Annotated in this window: 14 protein-coding genes; 4 read left to right on the top strand and 10 right to left on the bottom strand. The window is 70.8% G+C overall.

The annotated features are described in order from the left end of the window. Positions 1–47 precede the first annotated feature (47 nt). The 6 genes from ACIRF9_RS01445 to ACIRF9_RS01470 all read right to left on the bottom strand — a co-directional run bounded on the left by ACIRF9_RS01445 (position 48) and on the right by ACIRF9_RS01470 (position 7,566). The gene (locus tag ACIRF9_RS01445) at positions 48–1,247 is read right to left on the bottom strand and encodes a lipase family alpha/beta hydrolase (protein ID WP_403814556.1); all 1,200 of its coding nucleotides are present in this window, start codon (positions 1,245–1,247) and stop codon (positions 48–50) included. Between the two features lie 296 nt (positions 1,248–1,543). Further along, a complete protein-coding gene (rbsD, locus tag ACIRF9_RS01450; protein ID WP_403814559.1) occupies positions 1,544–1,933 on the bottom strand; it encodes a D-ribose pyranase in 390 nt (129 codons plus the stop codon). Beyond that, positions 1,930–2,943: a ribokinase gene (locus ACIRF9_RS01455; protein ID WP_403814562.1), complete on the bottom strand. Its 1,014-nt coding sequence runs from the start codon at positions 2,941–2,943 to the stop codon at positions 1,930–1,932. Before ACIRF9_RS01455 ends, rbsD begins: the two co-directional genes overlap by 4 nt. A gap of 87 nt (positions 2,944–3,030) precedes the next feature. After that, positions 3,031–4,986 (bottom strand): substrate-binding domain-containing protein, encoded by a 1,956-nt coding sequence (locus tag ACIRF9_RS01460; protein ID WP_403814565.1) that lies wholly within the window; start codon positions 4,984–4,986, stop codon positions 3,031–3,033. Beyond that, positions 4,976–6,535: a sugar ABC transporter ATP-binding protein gene (locus ACIRF9_RS01465; RefSeq protein WP_403814568.1), complete on the bottom strand. Its 1,560-nt coding sequence runs from the start codon at positions 6,533–6,535 to the stop codon at positions 4,976–4,978. Before ACIRF9_RS01465 ends, ACIRF9_RS01460 begins: the two co-directional genes overlap by 11 nt. After that, positions 6,532–7,566, bottom strand: coding sequence for a LacI family DNA-binding transcriptional regulator (locus tag ACIRF9_RS01470; RefSeq protein WP_403814571.1), 1,035 nt, complete (start codon positions 7,564–7,566; stop codon positions 6,532–6,534). The genes ACIRF9_RS01465 and ACIRF9_RS01470 overlap by 4 nt, the downstream gene beginning before the upstream one ends. A 151-nt stretch (positions 7,567–7,717) precedes the next feature. Between ACIRF9_RS01470 and ACIRF9_RS01475 the strand changes: the two genes are divergently transcribed. Further along, positions 7,718–9,970 carry an ATP-dependent RecD-like DNA helicase gene (locus ACIRF9_RS01475; protein WP_403814574.1) on the top strand — a complete coding sequence of 751 codons (2,253 nt, stop codon included), beginning with the start codon at positions 7,718–7,720 and terminating at the stop codon, positions 9,968–9,970. A gap of 231 nt (positions 9,971–10,201) precedes the next feature. After that, entirely contained in the window at positions 10,202–11,491 is a 1,290-nt protein-coding gene (locus tag ACIRF9_RS01480) for a citrate synthase (RefSeq protein ID WP_403814577.1), read from the top strand. 744 nt (positions 11,492–12,235) lie between these two features. On the opposite strand, the gene ACIRF9_RS01485 is transcribed toward ACIRF9_RS01480, so the two are convergent. The 4 genes from ACIRF9_RS01485 to ACIRF9_RS01500 form a co-directional block, all read right to left on the bottom strand. After that, positions 12,236–14,482: a heavy metal translocating P-type ATPase gene (locus ACIRF9_RS01485; RefSeq protein WP_403814580.1), complete on the bottom strand. Its 2,247-nt coding sequence runs from the start codon at positions 14,480–14,482 to the stop codon at positions 12,236–12,238. Positions 14,483–14,501: 19 nt separating this feature from the next. Next, on the bottom strand, positions 14,502–14,741 hold the full coding sequence (locus ACIRF9_RS01490; RefSeq protein ID WP_399103562.1) for a heavy-metal-associated domain-containing protein: 240 nt from the start codon (positions 14,739–14,741) through the stop codon (positions 14,502–14,504). Between the two features lie 73 nt (positions 14,742–14,814). Beyond that, the gene (locus ACIRF9_RS01495) at positions 14,815–15,765 is read right to left on the bottom strand and encodes a PrsW family intramembrane metalloprotease (RefSeq protein WP_403814583.1); all 951 of its coding nucleotides are present in this window, start codon (positions 15,763–15,765) and stop codon (positions 14,815–14,817) included. Positions 15,766–15,945: 180 nt separating this feature from the next. Then, positions 15,946–16,605, bottom strand: coding sequence for a TetR/AcrR family transcriptional regulator (locus ACIRF9_RS01500; RefSeq protein WP_403814586.1), 660 nt, complete (start codon positions 16,603–16,605; stop codon positions 15,946–15,948). Positions 16,606–16,746: 141 nt separating this feature from the next. Between ACIRF9_RS01500 and ACIRF9_RS01505 the strand changes: the two genes are divergently transcribed. Both ACIRF9_RS01505 and ACIRF9_RS01510 read left to right on the top strand, forming a co-directional pair. Beyond that, a complete protein-coding gene (locus tag ACIRF9_RS01505; protein ID WP_403814589.1) occupies positions 16,747–19,035 on the top strand; it encodes an MMPL family transporter in 2,289 nt (762 codons plus the stop codon). Beyond that, entirely contained in the window at positions 18,995–20,038 is a 1,044-nt protein-coding gene (locus ACIRF9_RS01510) for a zinc-dependent alcohol dehydrogenase family protein (RefSeq protein ID WP_403814592.1), read from the top strand. Before ACIRF9_RS01505 ends, ACIRF9_RS01510 begins: the two co-directional genes overlap by 41 nt. The last annotated feature ends 2 nt before the right edge of the window (positions 20,039–20,040 follow it).

Below are 20,040 nucleotides of genomic sequence, written 5' to 3' on the forward strand. Positions count from 1 at the left end.
ACGCCGTCCGCCCGAGCTGAGCGGGCGGACGGCATTGCCTCGGATGGCTAGAACCGGTCCACCAGCCAGCTGCCGAGCTCCTCCGTGATCTCGGTGTGCGCGGTGGTGGTCGACGAGCAGAGGAATTCGTCCACGTCGCTCTCGGCCGGATCCAGCGTGTCGATCTTCGCGTACAGGTCGTCCTGCCGGTCGAGGTCGCGGATGGAGACCGCGCTCACCGCCGGTACGAAGCACACGTCCTCGTGCCGCAGGTCCACCACGGTGCCGAGCTTCTCCAGCGCGTCGGCCAGGAGCTTGTACGAGTGCAGCGTGCCGCCGGGCGCCCCGTCCAGCTCGGGGAAGCCGCTGGTCTTGACGGTGTGCTGGGCGGGCGGGAGGTTCCGCTTCAGCTCGGCCACCGTCACGTCGTTGCCCTGCGCCTGGATGTAGAAGGTGGTGCCGGGGTAGAACCGGTCGAGCTTCAGGGCGATGTCGCCGGGACGGAGGTCGGGCAGGCCGACACCGTCGCCGCGGCCGTTGGCGACGGCGAGCAGGCGCGGGATGCGGGGCCACGAGCCGACCCGGCGCAGCGCGTCGAGGAACTCCGTGCGCAGGGGGTCCTCGTGCGGCTCACCGTCGTACGCGTCGACGTGCCGCCAGAGCATCTGGCGCGCGGCCGGGCTCTCGATCTGCCGGCGGAAGTCGTTCGGGAGGGGGATGAAGTACGAGAACGCCTGGAGGCCGATGGGGATGGCCGCGCCGCGGTGGGGGCTGTCGTACGAGAAGTACGTCCGGGTCTGGTGGTCCATCCGCTGGGTCTCCAGCTTGGCCAGCGTGTACCGGGTGATGATGCCGCCCATGCTGAAGCCGCCGACGACCAGCGGTTCGTCGCCGATCCGGCGGCCGATGGCCTCGAAGATGGCGGCCTCGACGGTCCGCGCGTTGTCCAGGAGGGACGCGCTGCGCTCCTCGAAGCCGACCAGGATCACGTCCCGGCCCTGCGAGCGCAGTTCGGAGACGAAGGGGTAGGCGCCGTTCTGGAGGCCCCCGTAGAGCCAGTCGAGGTCGCTCGGGCCGAGGTTGAAGCCGTCGGCCATGATCACGGGGCGGCGGAGTTGTTTGTTGTCCTGGCCGTAGTAGACGTGGGCCTTGCCGCCGGGCAGGGTCCAGGTGTCGTCGGGCCGGGGCGCCGGGGGTGCCGTGGGCACGGAGCCCAGCGGGGTGCCGAGGGTGAACGTGTCGAGGTTCGGCTCGGTCTCCTGGGGCATGGTCGTACTCCTCGTGGGGAGGGGAGAGGGGGACGACCTCATGATGGTGCACATTTCGGGCATATCGCCTGTCGGAAAATTTTCAGAAGCCGTGCAACCCTTCCCGGCCCCCGCGTGTCGTACATGGCGTCGGGACTTCTGGAGGGGGATCTGGGGGGATCGCGGGGGTACCGACAGTTGGAGGGGGCAAGCCGAGGGGCCTGGTCGACGGACCGGGCCCCTCGAAGCATCTCCGGACGAACGGGCCTGAGGGACGGGCCAGAGGAACGGGCTGGAGGACCGGCTAGAGGAACGGGCTAGAAGAACACCCCGCACCGCAGCAGCACGTTCGCGTACGGCCGTGCCTCGCCCGTGCGGACCACCAGCCGCGCCCCCGCCGACAGCACCTTCAGTTCCTCGTGCGAGACGTACGCCAGTCGGGTGAAGTGCCGCTTCAGCAGCGCTGCCGCCGCGGGATTGGCCTCCCGCACCTCCGAGGCCGCCGTCGCGCCCTCCACCACAAGCTCGGAGAGCAGCCCCTCCACCACCTCCGCGAACGACGGCACCCCCGCCCGGAACGCGAGGTCGACCACCCGCGGCCCGTCCGGTATCGGCATGCCGGCGTCACACACCAGCACCCCGTCCCCGTGCCCCAATTCGGCCAGCGCCCCGGACAGATGACGATTGAGGATCCCGGCCTTCTTCACAGGGCCTCACCCCGCCGAGCAGCCCCGGCCGCGTTGTCCGACCCGCGGCCGGGGGTCCGGCCCGTGGCGGAGCCACTGTCGGATGCAGCGTCCCCCGGGACGGCACAGCACAGGGAGTCGACCTCCTCCGCCGTCGGGAACGACTCCTGCGCCCCCCGCCGGGTCACGGCCACCGCGCCGACCCGCGCCGCGTACGCCGCCGCCTCCGCGAGCGACGCGCCCGCGCCCAGCTTCCACGCCAGCGCCGCGGTGAAGGAGTCACCCGCGCCCGTCGTGTCCACGGCGTCCACCTTCACCGACGGGATCCGTACGACCCCTTCCGCCGACGCCACCAGGGAGCCCTCCGCGCCGAGCGTCACCACCACCGACTTCGGCCCCTTGGCGAGCAGGATCCGCGCCCAGTCCTCGGGCCCCCCGCTCGTCCCCGCCTCGCCCATGATGACCTTGGCCTCGTGCTCGTTGACGATCAGCGGGTCGCAGGCCGCGAGCAGCACCGCGGGCAGCGGGCGCGGCGGGGAGGGGTTCAGCACGAAGCGGCTGTCGGGCGACAGGCTCGCCGCCACCGCCACGACCGTCTCCAGCGGGATCTCCAGCTGCGCCGACACCACCCGCGAGGTCTGGAAGAGGCAGGCCGCGGCCCGGACGTCCTCCGGTGTCAGCCGGCCGTTCGCGCCCGGTGACACCACGATGCTGTTGTCGCCCGACGGGTCCACGGTGATCAGCGCGACGCCCGTCGGCGCCCCGCCCACCAGCACGCCCACCGTGTCGACCCCGGCCGCCCGCTGCGAGTCGAGCAGCAGCCGGCCGTGGGCGTCGTCGCCGACCCGGGCCAGCAGGGCCGTACGGGCCCCGAGGCGCGCGGCCGCCACGGCCTGGTTCGCGCCCTTGCCGCCGGGGTGGACGGCCAGGTCGGAACCGAGGACCGTCTCACCGGCCCCGGGCCTGCGCTCGACGCCGATCACCAGGTCGGCGTTGGCCGACCCTACGACCAGTAGGTCGTAGTCGTACATGAGAGAACTCCCCTGATATGTGGCTCGGGGCGGACGGTCGCCCCCGGGTGTCTCCACCCGGGGCGACCGCCCGCCCGCTCGCCGATGTCAGCCGCTGAACCCGGCCACGTTCTCCTTCGTGACCACCTTCACCGGCACCTTCACCGTCTCCTCGACCTTCTTGCCCTGCAGCGCCTTCAGCGCGTTGTCCACGGCGATCCTCCCCAGCTGGGACGGCTGCTGCGCCACGGACGCGTACAGCGTCCCCTGTTCAACGGCCTTGAGCCCGTCGGGGGTTCCGTCGAAGCCGACGACCTGGACGGTCTTCCCGGCCTTGGAGCCCAGCGCCTTGATCGCGCCGAGCGCCATCTCGTCGTTGGCGGCGATGACGCCCTGGACGTCCGGGTGGGCCTGGAGCAGGTTCGACATCACGTCGAGGCCCTTGGTGCGGTCGAAGTCGGCGGGCTGCTGGGCCAGCACCTGGATGCCGGGGTAGGCCTTCAGACCCTTGGCGAAGCCCTCCGCGCGCTCCCGGGCGGCGGAGGTGCCCGCCTGGCCCTGCAGGATCACGATCTTGCCGGTGCCACCCAGCTTCTCGGCGACCGTCCTGGCGGCGAGCTCACCGCCGGCCACGTTGTCGGAGGCGACCAGCGCGTCCACGGTGGCCTTGTTGACGCCCCGGTCGACCGCGATGACCGGGATCTTCGCCTTGTCGGCGGCCTTCACCGAGTTGCCGGCCGCGTCCGAGTCGACCGGGTTGACGATGATCGAGTCGTAGCCGGAACTGGTGAAGTTCTGCAGCTGGTTGGCCTGCTGGGAGGCGTCGTTCTGCGCGTCGGTGACCGTCAGGTCCACGCCCAGCTTCTTCGCCTCGGCCTTGGCGCCGGCCTGGATCTGCACGAAGAACGGGTTGTTGAGCGTGGACAGGGCCAGTCCGACCTTCGGGTTGGACGCCGACGAGCTGCCGCCGTGCAGGAAGGAGGTCGCGCCGACGATCGCCACGGTCACCACGGCCGCGAGACCGTACGTCGCCGCCTGCCGGCCCTTGCCCCCGCCGAGCCCGGCACCGGCCGCCACCGGGGTCGCCCCGGCCTTGCGGCGGACCGTGTCCAGCAGCACCGCCAGCGCGATGACCACACCGATCACGACCTGCTGCCAGAAGGCGGAGACGTTCAGCAGGTTGAGGCCGTTGCGCAGCACCGCCAGGATCAGGGCGCCGATCAGCGTGCCGGAGGCCTTGCCCGTACCGCCCGCGAGGGAGGCGCCGCCGATGACGACCGCGGCGATCGCGTCCAGCTCGTAGCCGTCGGCGGCCTGCGGCTGCGCGGAGGACAGCCGGGAGGCGAGCACGATGCCCGCGACGGCCGCGAACACACCGGACAGGGCGTAGATGGCGAGCTTCTGCTTCTGCACCCGCAGACCCGACAGCCGGGCCGCCTCCTCGTTGCCGCCGATGGCGTACATCGAGCGGCCGATGTACGTCCGGCCGAGCACGAACGCCGCGACGAGCCCCATGACGATCATGACCAGCAGCGGCACCGGCAGCCAGCCGCCGAGCGTGTCACCGAGGTGCGACACCGAGTCGGGGAAGGCGATCGGGGAGCCCTCGGAGATCACCAGCGACAGACCGCGGCCCACCGACAGCAGCGCGAGCGTGGCGATGAACGGCGGCAGCTTGCCGTACGCGATGAGGAAACCGTTCACCAGACCGGCCGCGATGCCGGTCAGCACGGCGAGGACGACCGCTGCCACCACCGGCACGCCGTGCTGTGTGGCGCTCCACGCCAGCACGGTGGCCGACAGGGCCGCCACCGAGCCGACCGACAGGTCGATGCCCGCCGAGACGATCACGAAGGTCGAGCCGAAGGCGAGGATGGCGACCACGGCCGCCTGGACACCCACGTTGAGCAGGTTGTCGGTGGTCAGGAAGTCGCCCGACAGCGCCGACATGGCGATGACGAGGACGATCAGCGCGGTGAGCGCGCCGTTGTCGAGGAGCAGACGGCGGACCGCCGCGGCGCCGCCACCGGCGCCCGTTGTGCTCTTGAGCGTGTCAGCGGCCACGGCCGGCCTCCAGTTCGGTGGTGTCAGTCGTAGAGGGAGCAGAGGAAGCAGCGGGAGCAGAGGGAGTGCTGACCGCGAGGGCCATCACGGCGTCCTGCGTGGCCTCGTCGGCGGAGAGCTGTCCGGCGATCCGGCCCTGGGCCATCACCAGCACCCGGTCGCTCATGCCGAGCACCTCGGGCAGATCGCTGGAGATCATCAGGACGGCGGCACCCTGAGCGGTGAGTTCGTTGACGAGCTGGTAGATCTCGACCTTGGCGCCGACGTCGATGCCGCGCGTGGGCTCGTCGAGGATCAGCACCTTGGTGTCGGCGAGCAGCCACTTGCCGATGACGACCTTCTGCTGGTTGCCGCCGGACAGGGTGCGCACCTGCTGGTGGAGTCCGGCCATCCGCACCCCGAGCTGTCCGGCGATCCGGGCGGCCGCCTCGTGCTGGCCCTTGAGGTCCACCAGCCCGCCGCGGGTGGCGGCGCGCAGGGTCACCAGGCCGAGGTTCTCCTCGACGGACTGGTCCAGCACCAGGCCCTGGCCCTTGCGGTCCTCGGGCACCAGCCCGATGCCCGCGGTCATCGCCGCGTTGACGTCCGACTTGGGGACCGGGGCGCCGGAGACCTTCACGGCCCCCTTGTCGTACGGGTCAGCCCCGAAGACGGCCCGTACGACCTCGGTACGACCGGCGCCGACGAGCCCGGCGATGCCGACGACCTCACCGGCGTGCACCTCGAAGCTGACGTCGTGGAAGACGCCGTCGCGGGTGAGCCCTTCGACGGTCAGCAGGGCGGCGCCCGTCTCGGCACGCTCGCGCGGGTACTGCTGCTCGATGGAGCGGCCCACCATGAGCCGTACGAGTTCGTCCTCGGGCGTGGTGGCGGGCACCTGGCCGACGGACTTCCCGTCCCGGATGACCGTCACCCGGTCGCCCAGGGCCGCGATCTCCTCCAGGTGATGGGTGATGAAGACGATCCCGACGCCGTCCTCGCGCAGCTTGCGCACGATGGCGAAGAGCTTCTCGACCTCCTCGGAGGTGAGCACGGCGGTCGGCTCGTCCATGATCAGCACGCGCGCGTCCAGGCTCAGCGCCTTGGCGATCTCGACCATCTGCAGGCGCGCGATGCCCAGTTCCCGCACACGCGCGCGGGGCGACACGTTCACCCCGACCCGCTCCAGCAGGACGGCCGCGTCGGCCTCCATCCGCTTCCGGTCGATCATCCCGAAGCGGCGCGGCTGCCGCCCGAGGAAGATGTTCTCGGCGACCGTCAGATCGGGTACGAGGTTGAACTCCTGGTAGATGGTGGCGATCCCGAGGCGTTCGGCGTCCTGCGCGCCGTGGATGCGCACCTCCTCGCCGCCGGCCAGGATCCGCCCGGCGTCGGGGCGGTAGGCGCCGGAGAGCATCTTGATGAGGGTGCTCTTGCCCGCGCCGTTCTCACCGAGCAGTACATGCACCTCGCCCCGGCGCAGGTCGAAGTCGACGCCGTCCAGCGCGACGACACCCGGGAAGGTCTTGCGTATGCCCTCGATGCGCAGCAACTCGTCCGCGTTGCTCACGACTGGCTCCTGTTCGTTGCGGGTGACTCCGAAGAAGTCGGTGACTCGCCGCACGACCGGCGCACGACGAGACGGGCGGGGAGGGTGACGGACTGCGGGGGCCGTCCCTCGATGCGGTCGACCAGGGCCCGTACGGCGGCCCGGCCCAGCTCGCCCGTGGGCTGGGCGATCGCGGTGATCGGCGGATCGGTGTGCACGAACCACGGGATGTCGTCGAACGCGGCCAGGGCGATGTCGTCGGGCACGCGCAGCCCACGCGCGCGTACGGCGTCCAGCGCGCCGAGCGCCATCAGGTTGTCGGCGGCGAACACGACCTCGGGCGGCTCGGGGAGGTCGAGGAAGCCGTCGGTGACCCGGCGTCCGCTCTCGGCCTGGAAGTCGCCCTGCCCGGTGTAGGCGTCCGGCAGGGGGAGCCCGTACTCGGCCATGGCGGCCCGGAAGGCCTCGACGCGCTCGCTGCCGGTGGTGGTGGCGGCCGGGCCCGCGATGATGGCGAGCCTGCGGTGCCCCAGCCCGTGCAGATGCGCGACGAGGTCCCGGACGGCCGCCCGCCCGTCGGCCCGTACGACGGGCACGTCGACACCCGGGATCCACCGGTCGACGAACACCATCGGTGTCCCCGCGCGCGCGGCGTCCAGCATGAGCGGGGAGCCGCCGTCGGTGGGGGAGACGAGCAGGCCGTCGATCCGGCGGTCCAGCAGGGTCCGTACGTGGTGGTCCTGGAGGTCGGGCCGTTCGTCGGCGTTGCCGATGATCACGCTGTAGCCGAGCGCGCGGGCCTCCTCCTCCACGGAGCGGGCCAGCTCGGTGAAGTAGGGGTTCATCACGTCGCTGATGACCAGGCCGAGGGTGTGGGTCTGGTCGGTGCGCAGGGACCGGGCGACGGCGTTCGGGCGGTAGCCCAGTGTCTTCACGGCGGCCAGCACGCGTGCGCGTGCGTCCTCGCTGACCGACGGATGGTCGTTCAGGACGCGTGACACCGTGGCGACGGAGACCCGCGCCTCGGCAGCGACGTCCTTGATGCTCGCCATCGCCGCTCCACCTCCTTGTGGACTCGGTTTCGTGAACACGCAATGGAATCGATTACATCGACGTGTACGGAGGATTGGAATCGATTACACGGCGGTAGGCAAGACCCCGAGACCGGATCGTGATGTCAGACCCCGGCGGTACCGTCGGATCATGACCGATCAGGCGGGGGCCTCCCAGGCGGGAGAGCGGCGACTGGCCACGCTGGAAGGCGTGCTCGAGCGCATCACGTATGCCAACGAGGAGAACGGCTACACGGTCGCCCGCGTCGACACCGGCAGAGGCGCCGGCGACCTCCTCACCGTCGTCGGCGCGCTGCTCGGCGCCCAGGTCGGCGAGTCGCTCCGCATGGAGGGCCGCTGGGGCTCCCACCCGCAGTACGGCAAGCAGTTCACCGTGGAGAACTACACGACGGTCCTTCCCGCCACGGTCCAGGGCATCCGCCGCTACCTGGGATCCGGCCTGGTCAAGGGCATCGGCCCGGTCTTCGCCGACCGCATCACCCAGCACTTCGGCGTCGACACGCTGAAGATCATCGAGGAGGAGCCCAAACGGCTCGTCGAGGTCCCCGGCCTCGGCCCCAAGCGCACCAAGAAGATCGCCGACGCCTGGGAGGAGCAGAAGGCGATCAAGGAGGTCATGCTCTTCCTCCAGACCGTCGAGGTGTCCACCTCCATCGCGGTCCGGATCTACAAGAAGTACGGCGACGCCTCGATCTCCGTCGTGAAGAACCAGCCCTACCGGCTGGCCGCCGACGTCTGGGGCATCGGCTTCCTCACCGCGGACAAGATCGCCCAGTCCGTCGGCATCCCGCACGACAGCCCGGAGCGCGTCAAGGCGGGCCTGCAGTACGCGCTGTCCCAGTCCACCGACCAGGGCCACTGCTATCTGCCCGAGGAGCGCCTGATCGCCGACGCGGTGAAGCTGCTGCAGGTCGACACGGGCCTGGTCATCGAGTGCCTGGCCGAACTGGCCCTGCCGGACGAGGACTCCGGCGAGCCGGGTGTCGTCCGGGAGAAGGTGCCCGGCGAGCACGGCGAGGAGGTCACCGCGATCTACCTCGTCCCCTTCCACCGCGCCGAACTCTCCCTCTCCGCCCAGCTGCTGCGGCTGCTGCGCACGGAGGAGGACCGGATGCCGGGCTTCCGTGACGTGGCCTGGGACAAGGCGCTCGGCTGGCTGAAGCAGCGCACGGGCGCCGACCTCGCCCCCGAGCAGGAGGCGGCCGTCCGGCTCGCGCTGACGGAGAAGGTCGCCGTGCTCACCGGCGGACCCGGCTGCGGCAAGTCCTTCACCGTGCGCTCGGTCGTCGAGCTGGCCCGCGCCAAGAAGGCCAAGGTGGTGCTGGCCGCCCCCACCGGCCGCGCCGCCAAGCGCCTCGCCGAGCTGACCGGGGCCGAGGCCTCCACGGTCCACCGGCTGCTGGAGCTCAAGCCCGGCGGCGACGCGGCCTACGACCGGGACCGCCCGCTGGACGCCGACCTGGTGGTCGTCGATGAGGCCTCGATGCTGGACCTGCTCCTCGCCAACAAGCTGGTGAAGGCCGTACCGCCGGGCGCCCACCTGCTCTTCGTCGGGGACGTCGACCAGCTCCCCAGCGTCGGCGCGGGCGAGGTGCTGCGCGATCTGCTCGCCGACGGCAGCCCGGTCCCCGCGGTCCGCCTCACGCGCGTGTTCCGCCAGGCCCAGCAGTCGGGGGTGGTGACGAACGCGCACCGGATCAACGCCGGGCAGCATCCGGTCACCGACGGCATGAAGGACTTCTTCCTCTTCGTCGAGGACGACACCGAGGAGGCCGGCCGGCTCACGGTGGACGTGGCCGCCCGCCGCATCCCGGCGAAGTTCGGCCTGGACCCGCGCCGGGACGTCCAGGTGCTGGCGCCCATGCACCGCGGCCCCGCCGGCGCCGGCACGCTCAACGGGCTGCTCCAGCAGGCCGTCACCCCGGGCCGCCCCGACCTGCCCGAGAAGCGGTTCGGCGGCCGGGTCTTCCGCGTCGGCGACAAGGTCACCCAGATCCGCAACAATTACGAGAAGGGGAAGAACGGTGTCTTCAACGGCACCGTGGGCGTGGTCACCTCGCTCGACCCGGTGGACCAGCGCCTCACGGTACTGACGGACGAGGACGAGGAGGTTCCGTACGAGTTCGACGAACTGGACGAACTGGCCCACGCGTACGCGGTGACCATCCACCGTTCACAGGGAAGTGAATATCCCGCCGTGGTGATCCCCGTCACCACGGGAGCATGGATGATGCTCCAGCGGAACCTTTTGTATACGGCCGTCACCCGCGCCAAGCAGCTCGTCGTCCTCGTCGGCTCGCGCAAGGCCATCGGCCAGGCGGTGCGCACGGTCTCGGCCGGCCGCCGCTGCACGGCCCTCGACTTCCGGCTCTCGGGCCGGTGACCGCGCCGTTCTCGAACGCATCACAAAAAATGATCGATCAAATGAGTCACGAAGGTCACAGAGCACTTCCGCAACCGTGACGAAGGCGGCAGGATGAGCAAGTTGGCGGCACTGAGTGCCGCTGCTAAGCCCAATGGTCGACCCCGAGTGCACTCTCCTGCGCCAAATGGGGGAGGGTAGAGACAGTCAGGGCAACCTCGAAGAAGAGGCACAACGTCGGTGAGGGATGACGTGAGCGACAACTCTGTAGTACTGCGGTACGGCGACGGCGAGTACACCTACCCGGTGATCGACAGCACCGTCGGCGACAAGGGCTTCGACATCGGGAAGCTCCGCGCCCAGACCGGTCTGGTGACCCTGGACAGCGGCTACGGCAACACCGCCGCCTATAAATCCGCCATCACGTACCTTGACGGCGAGCAGGGCATCCTCCGGTACCGCGGCTACCCGATCGAGCAGCTGGCCGAGCGGTCGACCTTCCTCGAGGTCGCCTATCTGCTGATCAACGGCGAGCTGCCGACGGTCGACGAGCTGAGCATCTTCAAGAACGACATCACGCAGCACACCCTGCTGCACGAGGACGTCAAGAACTTCTACAAGGGCTTCCCGCGCGACGCCCACCCGATGGCCATGCTGTCCTCGGTCGTCTCCGCGCTGTCCACCTTCTACCAGGACAGCCACAACCCGTTCGACGAGAAGCAGCGCAATCTCTCCACGATCCGCCTGCTCGCCAAGCTTCCGACGATCGCGGCGTACGCGTACAAGAAGTCGATCGGTCACCCGTTCGTCTACCCGCGCAACGACCTCGGTTACGTCGAGAACTTCCTGCGCATGACCTTCTCGGTCCCCGCCCAGGAGTACGAGCTCGACCCGGTCGTCGTCTCCGCGCTCGACAAGCTGCTCATCCTGCACGCGGACCACGAGCAGAACTGTTCGACCTCCACGGTCCGTCTGGTCGGCTCGTCCCAGGCGAACATGTTCGCCTCGATCTCGGCCGGCATCAACGCCCTGTGGGGCCCGCTGCACGGCGGCGCCAACCAGTCCGTCCTGGAGATGCTCGAGGGCATCCAGGCGAGCGGCGGCGATGTCGACTCCTTCATCTCCAAGGTGAAGAACAAGGAGGACGGCGTCCGCCTGATGGGCTTCGGCCACCGGGTGTACAAGTCCTTCGACCCCCGCGCCAAGATCATCAAGGCCGCGGCGCACGACGTCCTCTCCGCCCTCGGCAAGTCCGACGAGCTGCTGGACATCGCGCTGAAGCTGGAGGAGCACGCGCTCTCCGACGACTACTTCGTCTCGCGCAACCTCTACCCCAACGTCGACTTCTACACCGGCCTGATCTACCGGGCCATGGGCTTCCCGACCGAGATGTTCACGGTCCTCTTCGCCCTCGGCCGCCTCCCGGGCTGGATCGCCCAGTGGCACGAGATGATCAAGGAGCCCGGCTCCCGCATCGGCCGCCCCCGCCAGATCTACACGGGCGTCGTCGAGCGCGACTTCATCCCGGTCGAGCAGCGCTGACGCCTCCGGCGGGGAGCCGCATGGGTTCCCCGTCGCCGGTTCGTCTGTCGTCTGCGGCTGAGTGGGGCTCGTTCGCGCAGTTCCCCGCGCCCCCTGGGTAGCTCGACTCGTCCCACCTCAAGGGGCGCGGGGCTGTGTCGATATGCGGCTCCGCCGCGTGGGCGCGACCAGCGACCGCGTACCCGCACCCGAAGTCGGCCCGTGCCGCCTGCACAGGCAAAGCGGAAGGCGCCCTGACGTCAGTCCCCCCACGGGCCGACGACCAGGGCGCCTTCCCATGTCCCGGTGCGGATTCCCCCCACGGGATCCGGCCGGGCGTTTATGAGGACAGCGCCTGAATTCGCTGTGTCGATATGCGATTGTTCGTGCGATTGTCATGCCTGCGGTTGAGCAGAACGAGCAGAACTCGCCGTACTACCGCAGTGTGCGATCTGCCGGGACGCGCACGCTGGGAGGGCCGCTCAAAGCTTCCCGGTGTACGTGCCCCGGCAACGCATCTCTGAGGAAGTCCCCCAAGACATCCCCAGATGCCGGTCCGCGCCCCCCAAGACGCTTTCCGACACCGTCAACTTAGACCTTCGAACCCCTTCGGTGGTTACGTTCACATCACTGTGATCTGTGTCTCTTGCATATGTCCGTTAGATGCGCAAGAGCCCGGATACAGCGATCGAGGCCCAAGCGTAAGGATGATGCGCGAGCCTTGTGAAGAGCTTATGTGAGGCTCGCGCAGGACTCCAGGGGGTCTCAGTCAAAGGTGCGCAACCTGAGACTGTTCGTCACGACGAACACCGACGAGAAGGCCATGGTGGCCCCCGCGATCATCGGGTTGAGCAGTCCGGCCGCGGCCAGCGGCAGCGCCGCCACGTTGTAGCCGAAGGCCCACACCAGATTCCCCTTGATCGTGGCCAGGGTCCGCCGGGACAGCCGGATGGCGTCCGCGGCCACCCGCAGATCCCCGCGCACCAGCGTCAGGTCGCTCGCCTCGATCGCCGCGTCCGTCCCGGTGCCCATGGCCAGCCCCAGATCGGCGGTGGCGAGCGCGGCCGCGTCGTTCACGCCGTCGCCGACCATCGCGACGACCCGGCCCTCACCCTGCAGCCGCCGTACGACGTCCACCTTGTCCTCGGGCATCACCTCGGCGATCACCTCGTCGATCCCGACGGCGGCCGCCACCGCCTCGGCCACCGCCCGGTTGTCCCCGGTCAGCAGCACCGGCGTGAGCCCCAGCGCCCGCAACTCCCGTACGGCCTGGGCGCTGGTCTCCTTGACCGCGTCGGCGACCGCGAGCACGCCACGCGCGCTTCCGTCCCAGCCGACGACGACGGCCGTACGACCGCCCCGCTCGGCCTCGTCCTTGGCGCGGGCCAGCTCCGGCGGGAGCTCGGTGAAGAGCCTCCCCACCGCGACCTCGCGCCCCTCCACACGCCCCCGCACGCCCCGCCCGGGCACGTTCTCGAAGTGCTCGGCCGGCGGCAGTTCACCGGCGCGTTCCTCGGCGCCCGCGGCCACCGCCCGCGCCACCGGGTGCTCGGAGGCGTGCTCCAGGGCGCCCGCGAGCCGCAGCAGCTCCTCCTCGTCCGTGCCGTCGGCGACGTACACGTCCTGGAGGGTCATCCGGCCGGTGGTGACGGTGCCCGTCTTGTCGAGGACGACCGTGTCCACGCGGCGGGTGGACTCCAGGACCTCGGGGCCCTTGATGAGGATCCCGAGCTGGGCGCCGCGGCCCGTGCCGACCAGGAGGGCCGTCGGGGTGGCGAGACCGAGCGCGCACGGGCAGGCGATGATCAGCACGGCGACGGCCGCGGTGAACGCGGCGACGGTGTCCCCGGTGGCGCCGAGCCAGCCGCCGAAGGTGGCGGCCGCGATCAGCAGGACCACGGGCACGAACACCCCGGCGATCCGGTCGGCGAGCCGCTGCACCTCGGCCTTGCCGTTCTGCGCGTCCTCGACGAGCCGCGCCATGCGCGCGAGCCGGGTGTCGGCGCCGATCCGGGTGGCCTCGACGACGAGCCGCCCGCCCGCGTTCACGGTCGCGCCGGTGACGGTGTCTCCGGGGCCGACGTCCACCGGGACGGACTCGCCGGTGAGCATCGACGCGTCGACCGCCGAGACGCCCTCGACGACCCGGCCGTCGGTGGCGACCTTCTCCCCGGGGCGTACGACGAACCGGTCCCCGACGGTCAATCGGTCGGCCGGGATCCGGGTCTCCCGCCCGTCGCGCAGGACGGAGACCTCCTTCGCGCCCAGCTCCATGAGCGCCCTGAGCGCGGCTCCCGCGCGCCGCTTGGAGCGGGCCTCCAGATAGCGGCCGAGCAGGATGAAGGCGGTGACGCCGGCGGCGACCTCCAGGTAGATCGCGGAGGCACCGTCCGCGCGGGAGACGGTGAGTTCGAAGGGGTGCCGCATGCCGGGCATGCCCGCGTCACCGAGGAAGAGTGCCCACACCGACCAGCCGAAGGCGGCCAGTGTGCCCACCGAGACGAGGGTGTCCATGGTGGCCGCGCCGTGCCGCAGGTTCGTCCAGGCGGCGCGGTGGATCGGCCCACCGCCCCAGACGACGACGGGCGCGGCGAGCGTCAGCGAGAGCCACTGCCAGAAGTCGAACTGCAGAGACGGGACCATCGCGAGCAGCACGACGGGTGCCGAGAGCAGGACGGAGACGAGGAGCCGGTGGCGCAGGGCCGAGAGCTCGGGATCGCTCTCGGCCGCCGTCCCGGACTCCTCGTGGACGGGCTCCTCACGGACGGGTTCCTCGGCCGTGTACCCCGTCTTCACGACGGTCGCGATCAGGTCGGCGACCTCGGTCCCCGCCGGATAGCTGACCTTCGCCTTCTCCGTCGCGTAGTTGACCGTCGCGGTGACGCCCTCCATGCGGTTGAGCTTCTTCTCCACGCGGGAGGCACAGGAGGCGCAGGTCATTCCGCCGATGAGCAGCTCGACCTCGGAGGTCGGTGCGGCTATCGGCGCGTCGATGGCGGTGCTGCTCGTCATGGCCGTGGGGGTGGACGGGTCAGGCCCGGCCGGTCAGTTCGAAGCCGGCCTCGTCGACGGCCGCGCGGACGGCCTCCTCGTCGAGGGCGGCGGTGGAGACGACGGTGACCTCACCGGTGGAGGCGACCGCCTTGACCGACGTGACACCGGGGAGCTCGGAGATCTCGCCGGAGACGGCCCCCTCGCAGTGGCCGCAGCTCATGCCGCTCACCTTGTAGACGGTGGTGACGGAGCCCGTGGTGTCGATCTGAGCGGTCATGTCGTTCTCCTCATGGAGGCGGATGGGGGCGGTGGGGACCAGAGAGGTCTCCCAGTAGCCCCACACTATACCCCTAGGGGGTATTTCTCCAAGAAGGATCCTGGCGTGCCAGCGAGCGCACCCAGGCCACCCCGAGCAGCGCCACGAGGGCCAGTCCGCCGACCGAGAACAGCGTGAACAGGTGCTGCTGCTCGGCGGTCGGCCGAGGGATGCGGCCCTCGGCGAAGAGCCGCCTGTCCAGGCCGGTGGTGGTCAGCCGGGCCACCAGCCAGATCGCGATCCCGTGCGTGGAGTCCCACACAGCGTGCAGCAGCGCGACGCCGGCACAGGTGCCGACGACGGGCGCGGCGAACGGGAAGCGCCCGTTCGGACGTCGGTACTCCAGCAGGACGCCGCCCGCGACCGCCGTCCACAGGCCGTGCCCGAAGGGGGTGAGCACCCCGCGCAGGATCTCGGTCTCCAGCAGCGCCCTGAGATCGATGCCGTCCGTCGAGGCGGCCGCGTCGAAGGCGTATCCGGCGCTCTCCAGCGCCGCGAAGCCGAAACCGACCGTCGCGCCCAGCACCACACCGGCCCGCAGACCCCGCAGCCGGGTCTGCCGGCGCAGCACGAACATCAGCGCGCCGAGCTTCACCGCCTCCTCGATCAGCCCGACCCCGACGAACATCCACAGCGACGGGTGCAGCAGGTGGTACTCCATCACCGACGCGCCGAGCACACCCAGCGTGCCGCCGGTCAGGAAACAGCCCAGGATCACGCCCGCGCCGAGGTCGCGGCCGTGCCGCTCGTACGCCCACAGCACGAAGGAGACCGGCACGAGGAAGCTGCCGAGCAGGATCAGGGTCGGCAGCAGCGTGGTGTTCCGCGTGGCGTAGGTGACCAGCGCGGTGAGCGCCCACAGCAGCAGTCCGCCGCCCAGGCAGCGCTTCCACAGCCCGGGTCTGATCCGCGGGGACGCCGGAGGGGGCTGCTGGGGCCCGGGGATGCGGGCCCGGGGCGGGCCGGGTGGCGGGGAGTGGGTCACGGCAGATCCCCTCGTCGTCAGGGGCTGCTCGGAGAGGCCGATACGCCCGGGGCAGATGTACCGGCACTTTATGTAGATACGTCCCGGGTCGCAGTCCGGGACGTTCGTCCGGAGGAGGCTGCCGTGCGCGTACGAGGGTGAGGGGCGCCGTGTGCCTACGAGGGTGAGGTCGCCGTGTGCCTACGGGGCCGTGGTGGTCGCGGGGCTTCTGCCCAGGCGGTCGCCGACGAGCGGTTCCAGGTAGCGGATCAGCACGTTCTTCAGTTCCTGCACATAGGCCTCGCGCTCGGCGCCCTCGTGGGCCAGGACCAGCTCCAGGCCCGCCTTGTACAGACCCAGGGACATGTGCGCGGTGCGGGCGAGGACGGCGGGCGGGGTGTCGGGCAGGAGCGAGGAGAGCAGGCCCTCGATCCGGGCGAGCAGCGTCGCGTGCAGCGCCTCGTGGTCCTCGGTGAAGCGGCCCGGGACGTCGGAGCCGTGCATCAGGGCGAAGAACACCGGGTGGTCGCAGTTGAAGGCGATGAACCGGTCGACGGCCGAGCCGACGGCCTGCTCCAGCGGGGTCGCCGGGTCGACCGGGGCGAGTGCCTCGCCGTAGGCCTCGCGCATCTGGTGCATGAGCCGGTCGCCCAGCTCGATGGCGATCGCTTCCTTGTTCGGGAAGAACTGGTAGAGCGTGCCCGGTGACACGCCGGCCTCGCGGGCGATGGCGTTGGTGCTCGCGGCGGTGTAGCCGGTGGTGGTGAAGACGGCGGCCGCGGCCTCCAGCAACTGCGCGATGCGCCGCTCGCCCCGCGCCTGGCGGCGGCGCGGCTGTTCCTTCTCCTGGTTCTCGGGCACGCGTTATCCCCAGCTCTTCGAACGCGGTTGACAAACACGAGAGGTCGCTCGCATTCTGGATCCCGGAAACGCGAGCGCTGTCTCGTGTTTTCAATTTTACGGTTTTCACGACTGCTTGCAGGGTGAAGGGGACACCGCACGATGACCGAAGTCAACAGCCCACCCCGTCCCGGAGGGTGGACGCGGTTCGTGACCGCCCGGCCCAGGCTGACTCTGCTCGCCGCCCTGGTCCTCACCCTGCTCGCGGTGCTGGCCGGCAGCGGTGTCGCCGACCGCCTGGGCAGCGGCGGCTGGGAGGACCCGGACGCCCAGTCCACGTACGCGACCAAGGCGCTGGAGCGGGAGTTCCCCGACTCCCAGCCCAATCTGCTGCTGCTCGTCGACTCGGGCGACGCCTCGGTGGACGCCCCGGCCGTCAGGGCCGAGGCCGTCGCACTGACCGCCCGCCTCGCCGCCGAGAAGGGGATCGTGGGCGTCGGCTCCTACTGGGAGGCGGATCCCTCGACGGCGCCGGGCCTGCGCGCCGAGGACGGCCACGAGGCACTGATCGCGGCCCGAATCACCGGCGACGAGAAGACCATGGGCGAGACCCTCGACCGCATCGCCCCCTCCTACCGGGGCGAGCAGGGCCCGGTGAAGGTCAGGATCGGCGGCATCGTCGCCGTGCGGCACGAGATGCAGACGACCATCCAGGAGGACCTGACCCGCGCCGAGATGATCGCCCTGCCGATCACGCTGGTGCTGCTGGTGATGGTCTTCGGCAGCGCCGTCGCCGCCCTGCTGCCGCTCGGCATCGGCATCGTCGCCATCCTGGGCACCAACGCCGTCCTCAGCGGCCTCACCGCGTTCACGGACGTCTCCATCTTCGCGATGAACCTCACCACGGCCCTGGGCCTCGGCCTCGCCATCGACTACGCGCTCTTCATCGTCCGCCGCTTCCGCGAGGAACTGTCCACCGGCGCCGAACCGCTCACCGCCATCGGCACCACCCTGCGCACGGCCGGACGCACGGTCCTGTTCTCCGCGCTCACGGTCGCCGTGTCCCTGGCAGCGATGCTCGTCTTCCCCCAGTACTTCCTGCGCTCCTTCGCCTACGCCGGCATGGCGGTGGTCCTGCTGGCCGCCGCGGCCGCCCTGATCCTGCTCCCGGCGGCACTCGTCCTGCTCGGCGACCGGGTCAACGCGCTGGATCTGCGGAAGACGTTCCGCCGCAGGCGGGGCGCGACCGCCGCGGACACCGGTGCCGAGGGCGGCAAGGGCTGGGCCCGCACGGCGGACCTGGTGATGCGCCGGGCCCCGTTCTTCGCCCTGGCGACGACAGCCGTGCTGGTCCTGCTCGGACTGCCCTTCCTGGGCGTGAAGTTCGGCACGGCGGACGACCGCCAACTGCCCTCCTCCGCCGAGTCCCACGTCGTGCAGCAGCACATCCGGGACGGCTTCCCCGGCAGCCCCGGCGGCGGCCTCGAGGTCCTCGCCGAGGGGAAGGCCACCGAGGCCCAGTACACGGCCTACAAGGAGAGGATCGCGGCGCTCCCCGAGGTGGTCCGCGTCGACGGCCCGCTGGTCAAGGGCGACTCGGCGTACTTCACCGTGCAGCCCGGGGGTGAGGCCGTGGGTGACGCGGCGCAGCGACTGGTCAAGGACCTGCGCGCCACGCAGGCACCGTTCGACACCAAGGTGACCGGCACGGCGGCCGTCCTGGTCGACTCCAAGCACGCGATAGGCAGCCGGCTGCCCTGGGCCGCGGCCTTCGTCGCCGTCGTCACCCTCCTCCTGGTCTTCCTCCTCACCGGCAGCGTGCTCATCCCGCTCCAGGCGGTGCTGCTCAACGCGCTCAGCCTGACCGCGATGTTCGGCGCGGTGGTCTGGGTCTTCCAGGACGGCCACCTCTCCGGCCTGCTCGGCTTCACCAGCCCCGGCTCCATAGAGACCACGCTCCCCGTCCTGATGTTCTGCGTGGCCTTCGGCCTCTCCATGGACTACGGCGTGTTCCTCCTCTCCCGCATCAAGGAGGAGTACGACAGCACGGGCGACCACGAGCGCGCGGTCCGCCTGGGCCTGCAGCGCACGGGCGGGCTGATCACGGCGGCGGCGGTCATCCTGGCCGTGGTGATGGTCGCGATAGGCACCTCGCGGGTCACCAACACCAAGATGCTCGGCCTGGGCATCGCCCTGGCGGTCCTGATGGACGCGATGGTGGTCCGCAGCCTCCTGGTCCCGGCGATCATGCGCCTCACCGGGACGGCGACTTGGTGGGCCCCGGCACCCTTGCGGCGCTTCCACCAGCGGTTCGGACTGAGCGAGGGAGGCGAGGAACCCCCCAGGGGCGCGGGGAACGACGCGACCGGCCACGATGTACCCGCGGACGAAAACGGCGATGGGAGCGCAGATGCGAGCGGTGGTCTACGAGCGGTACAGCGAACCCCTTGAGGTACGTGAGCTGCCCGACCCCCGGCCGACCCCCCACGGAGTGGTCGTCCGCGTGGAAGCCACCGGCCTCTGCCGAAGCGACTGGCACGGCTGGGTGGGCCACGACCCGGACATCGTCCTCCCGCACGTCCCGGGACATGAACTCGCCGGAGTCGTCGAGGAGGTCGGCGAAAGAGTCACCCGCTGGCGCCCCGGCGACAGGGTCACCGTCCCCTTCGTCTGCGCCTGCGGAACCTGCGGAGCATGCGCGGCCGGCGACCACCAGGTGTGCGAGCGCCAGACCCAGCCAGGCTTCACGCACTGGGGCTCCTTCGCCCAGTACGTGGCCCTGGACCACGCCGATGTGAACCTGGTCGCGATCCCGGACGACCTGTCCTACGCCACCGCCGCCTCCCTGGGCTGCCGGTTCGCCACCGCCTTCCGGGCGGTCGTGCAGCAGGGCCGGGTCGCGGCGGGGGAGTGGGTCGCGGTGCACGGCTGCGGTGGGGTCGGCCTGTCCGCGGTGATGATCGCGGCGGCGAGCGGCGCGCGGGTGGTGGCCGTGGACGTGTCGCCCCGCGCCCTGGACCTGGCGCGGAAGTTCGGCGCGGCGGAGTGCGTGGACGCGACGGGCACACCGGACACGGCGGAGGCCGTCCGCGAGCTCACCGGCGGTGGCGCCCACCTCTCCCTCGACGCCCTCGGCTCGCCCGCCACCTGCGCCGCCTCGGTCGACGGTCTGCGCCGGCGCGGCCGCCACATCCAGGTCGGCCTGCTGCCCTCGGCGGACGGCACGACCCCCGTCCCGCTGGCCCGCGCCATCGCCCTGGAGCTGGAGATCCTCGGCAGCCACGGCATGGCCGCACACACCTACCCGCGGATGCTGGAGGCGGTGCGGTCGGGCGTCCTGCGTCCCGACCTGCTCGTGACGTCGACGATCGCACTGGACGCCGTACCGGACGCACTGGCGGCCCTGGGGACGGCACCGGGGGCGGGGGTCACCGTCATCGAGCCCTGGAGCTGAGG

Source organism: Streptomyces sp. NPDC096132 (genome assembly GCF_044763345.1).
GTDB lineage: Bacteria > Actinomycetota > Actinomycetes > Streptomycetales > Streptomycetaceae > Streptomyces.

Bases quoted from the DNA above. Each gene is read 5' to 3' on its own strand.
- ACIRF9_RS01445 (WP_403814556.1), bottom strand. From the start codon at position 1,247: ATGCCCCAGGAGACCGAGCCGAACCTCGACACGTTCACCCTCGGCACC.
- ACIRF9_RS01455 (WP_403814562.1), bottom strand. From the start codon at position 2,943: ATGTACGACTACGACCTACTGGTCGTAGGGTCGGCCAACGCCGACCTG.
- ACIRF9_RS01470 (WP_403814571.1), bottom strand. From the start codon at position 7,566: ATGGCGAGCATCAAGGACGTCGCTGCCGAGGCGCGGGTCTCCGTCGCC.
- ACIRF9_RS01475 (WP_403814574.1), top strand. From the start codon at position 7,718: ATGACCGATCAGGCGGGGGCCTCCCAGGCGGGAGAGCGGCGACTGGCC.
- ACIRF9_RS01485 (WP_403814580.1), bottom strand. From the start codon at position 14,482: ATGACGAGCAGCACCGCCATCGACGCGCCGATAGCCGCACCGACCTCC.
- ACIRF9_RS01490 (WP_399103562.1), bottom strand. From the start codon at position 14,741: ATGACCGCTCAGATCGACACCACGGGCTCCGTCACCACCGTCTACAAG.
- ACIRF9_RS01505 (WP_403814589.1), top strand. From the start codon at position 16,747: ATGACCGAAGTCAACAGCCCACCCCGTCCCGGAGGGTGGACGCGGTTC.
- ACIRF9_RS01510 (WP_403814592.1), top strand. From the start codon at position 18,995: ATGCGAGCGGTGGTCTACGAGCGGTACAGCGAACCCCTTGAGGTACGT.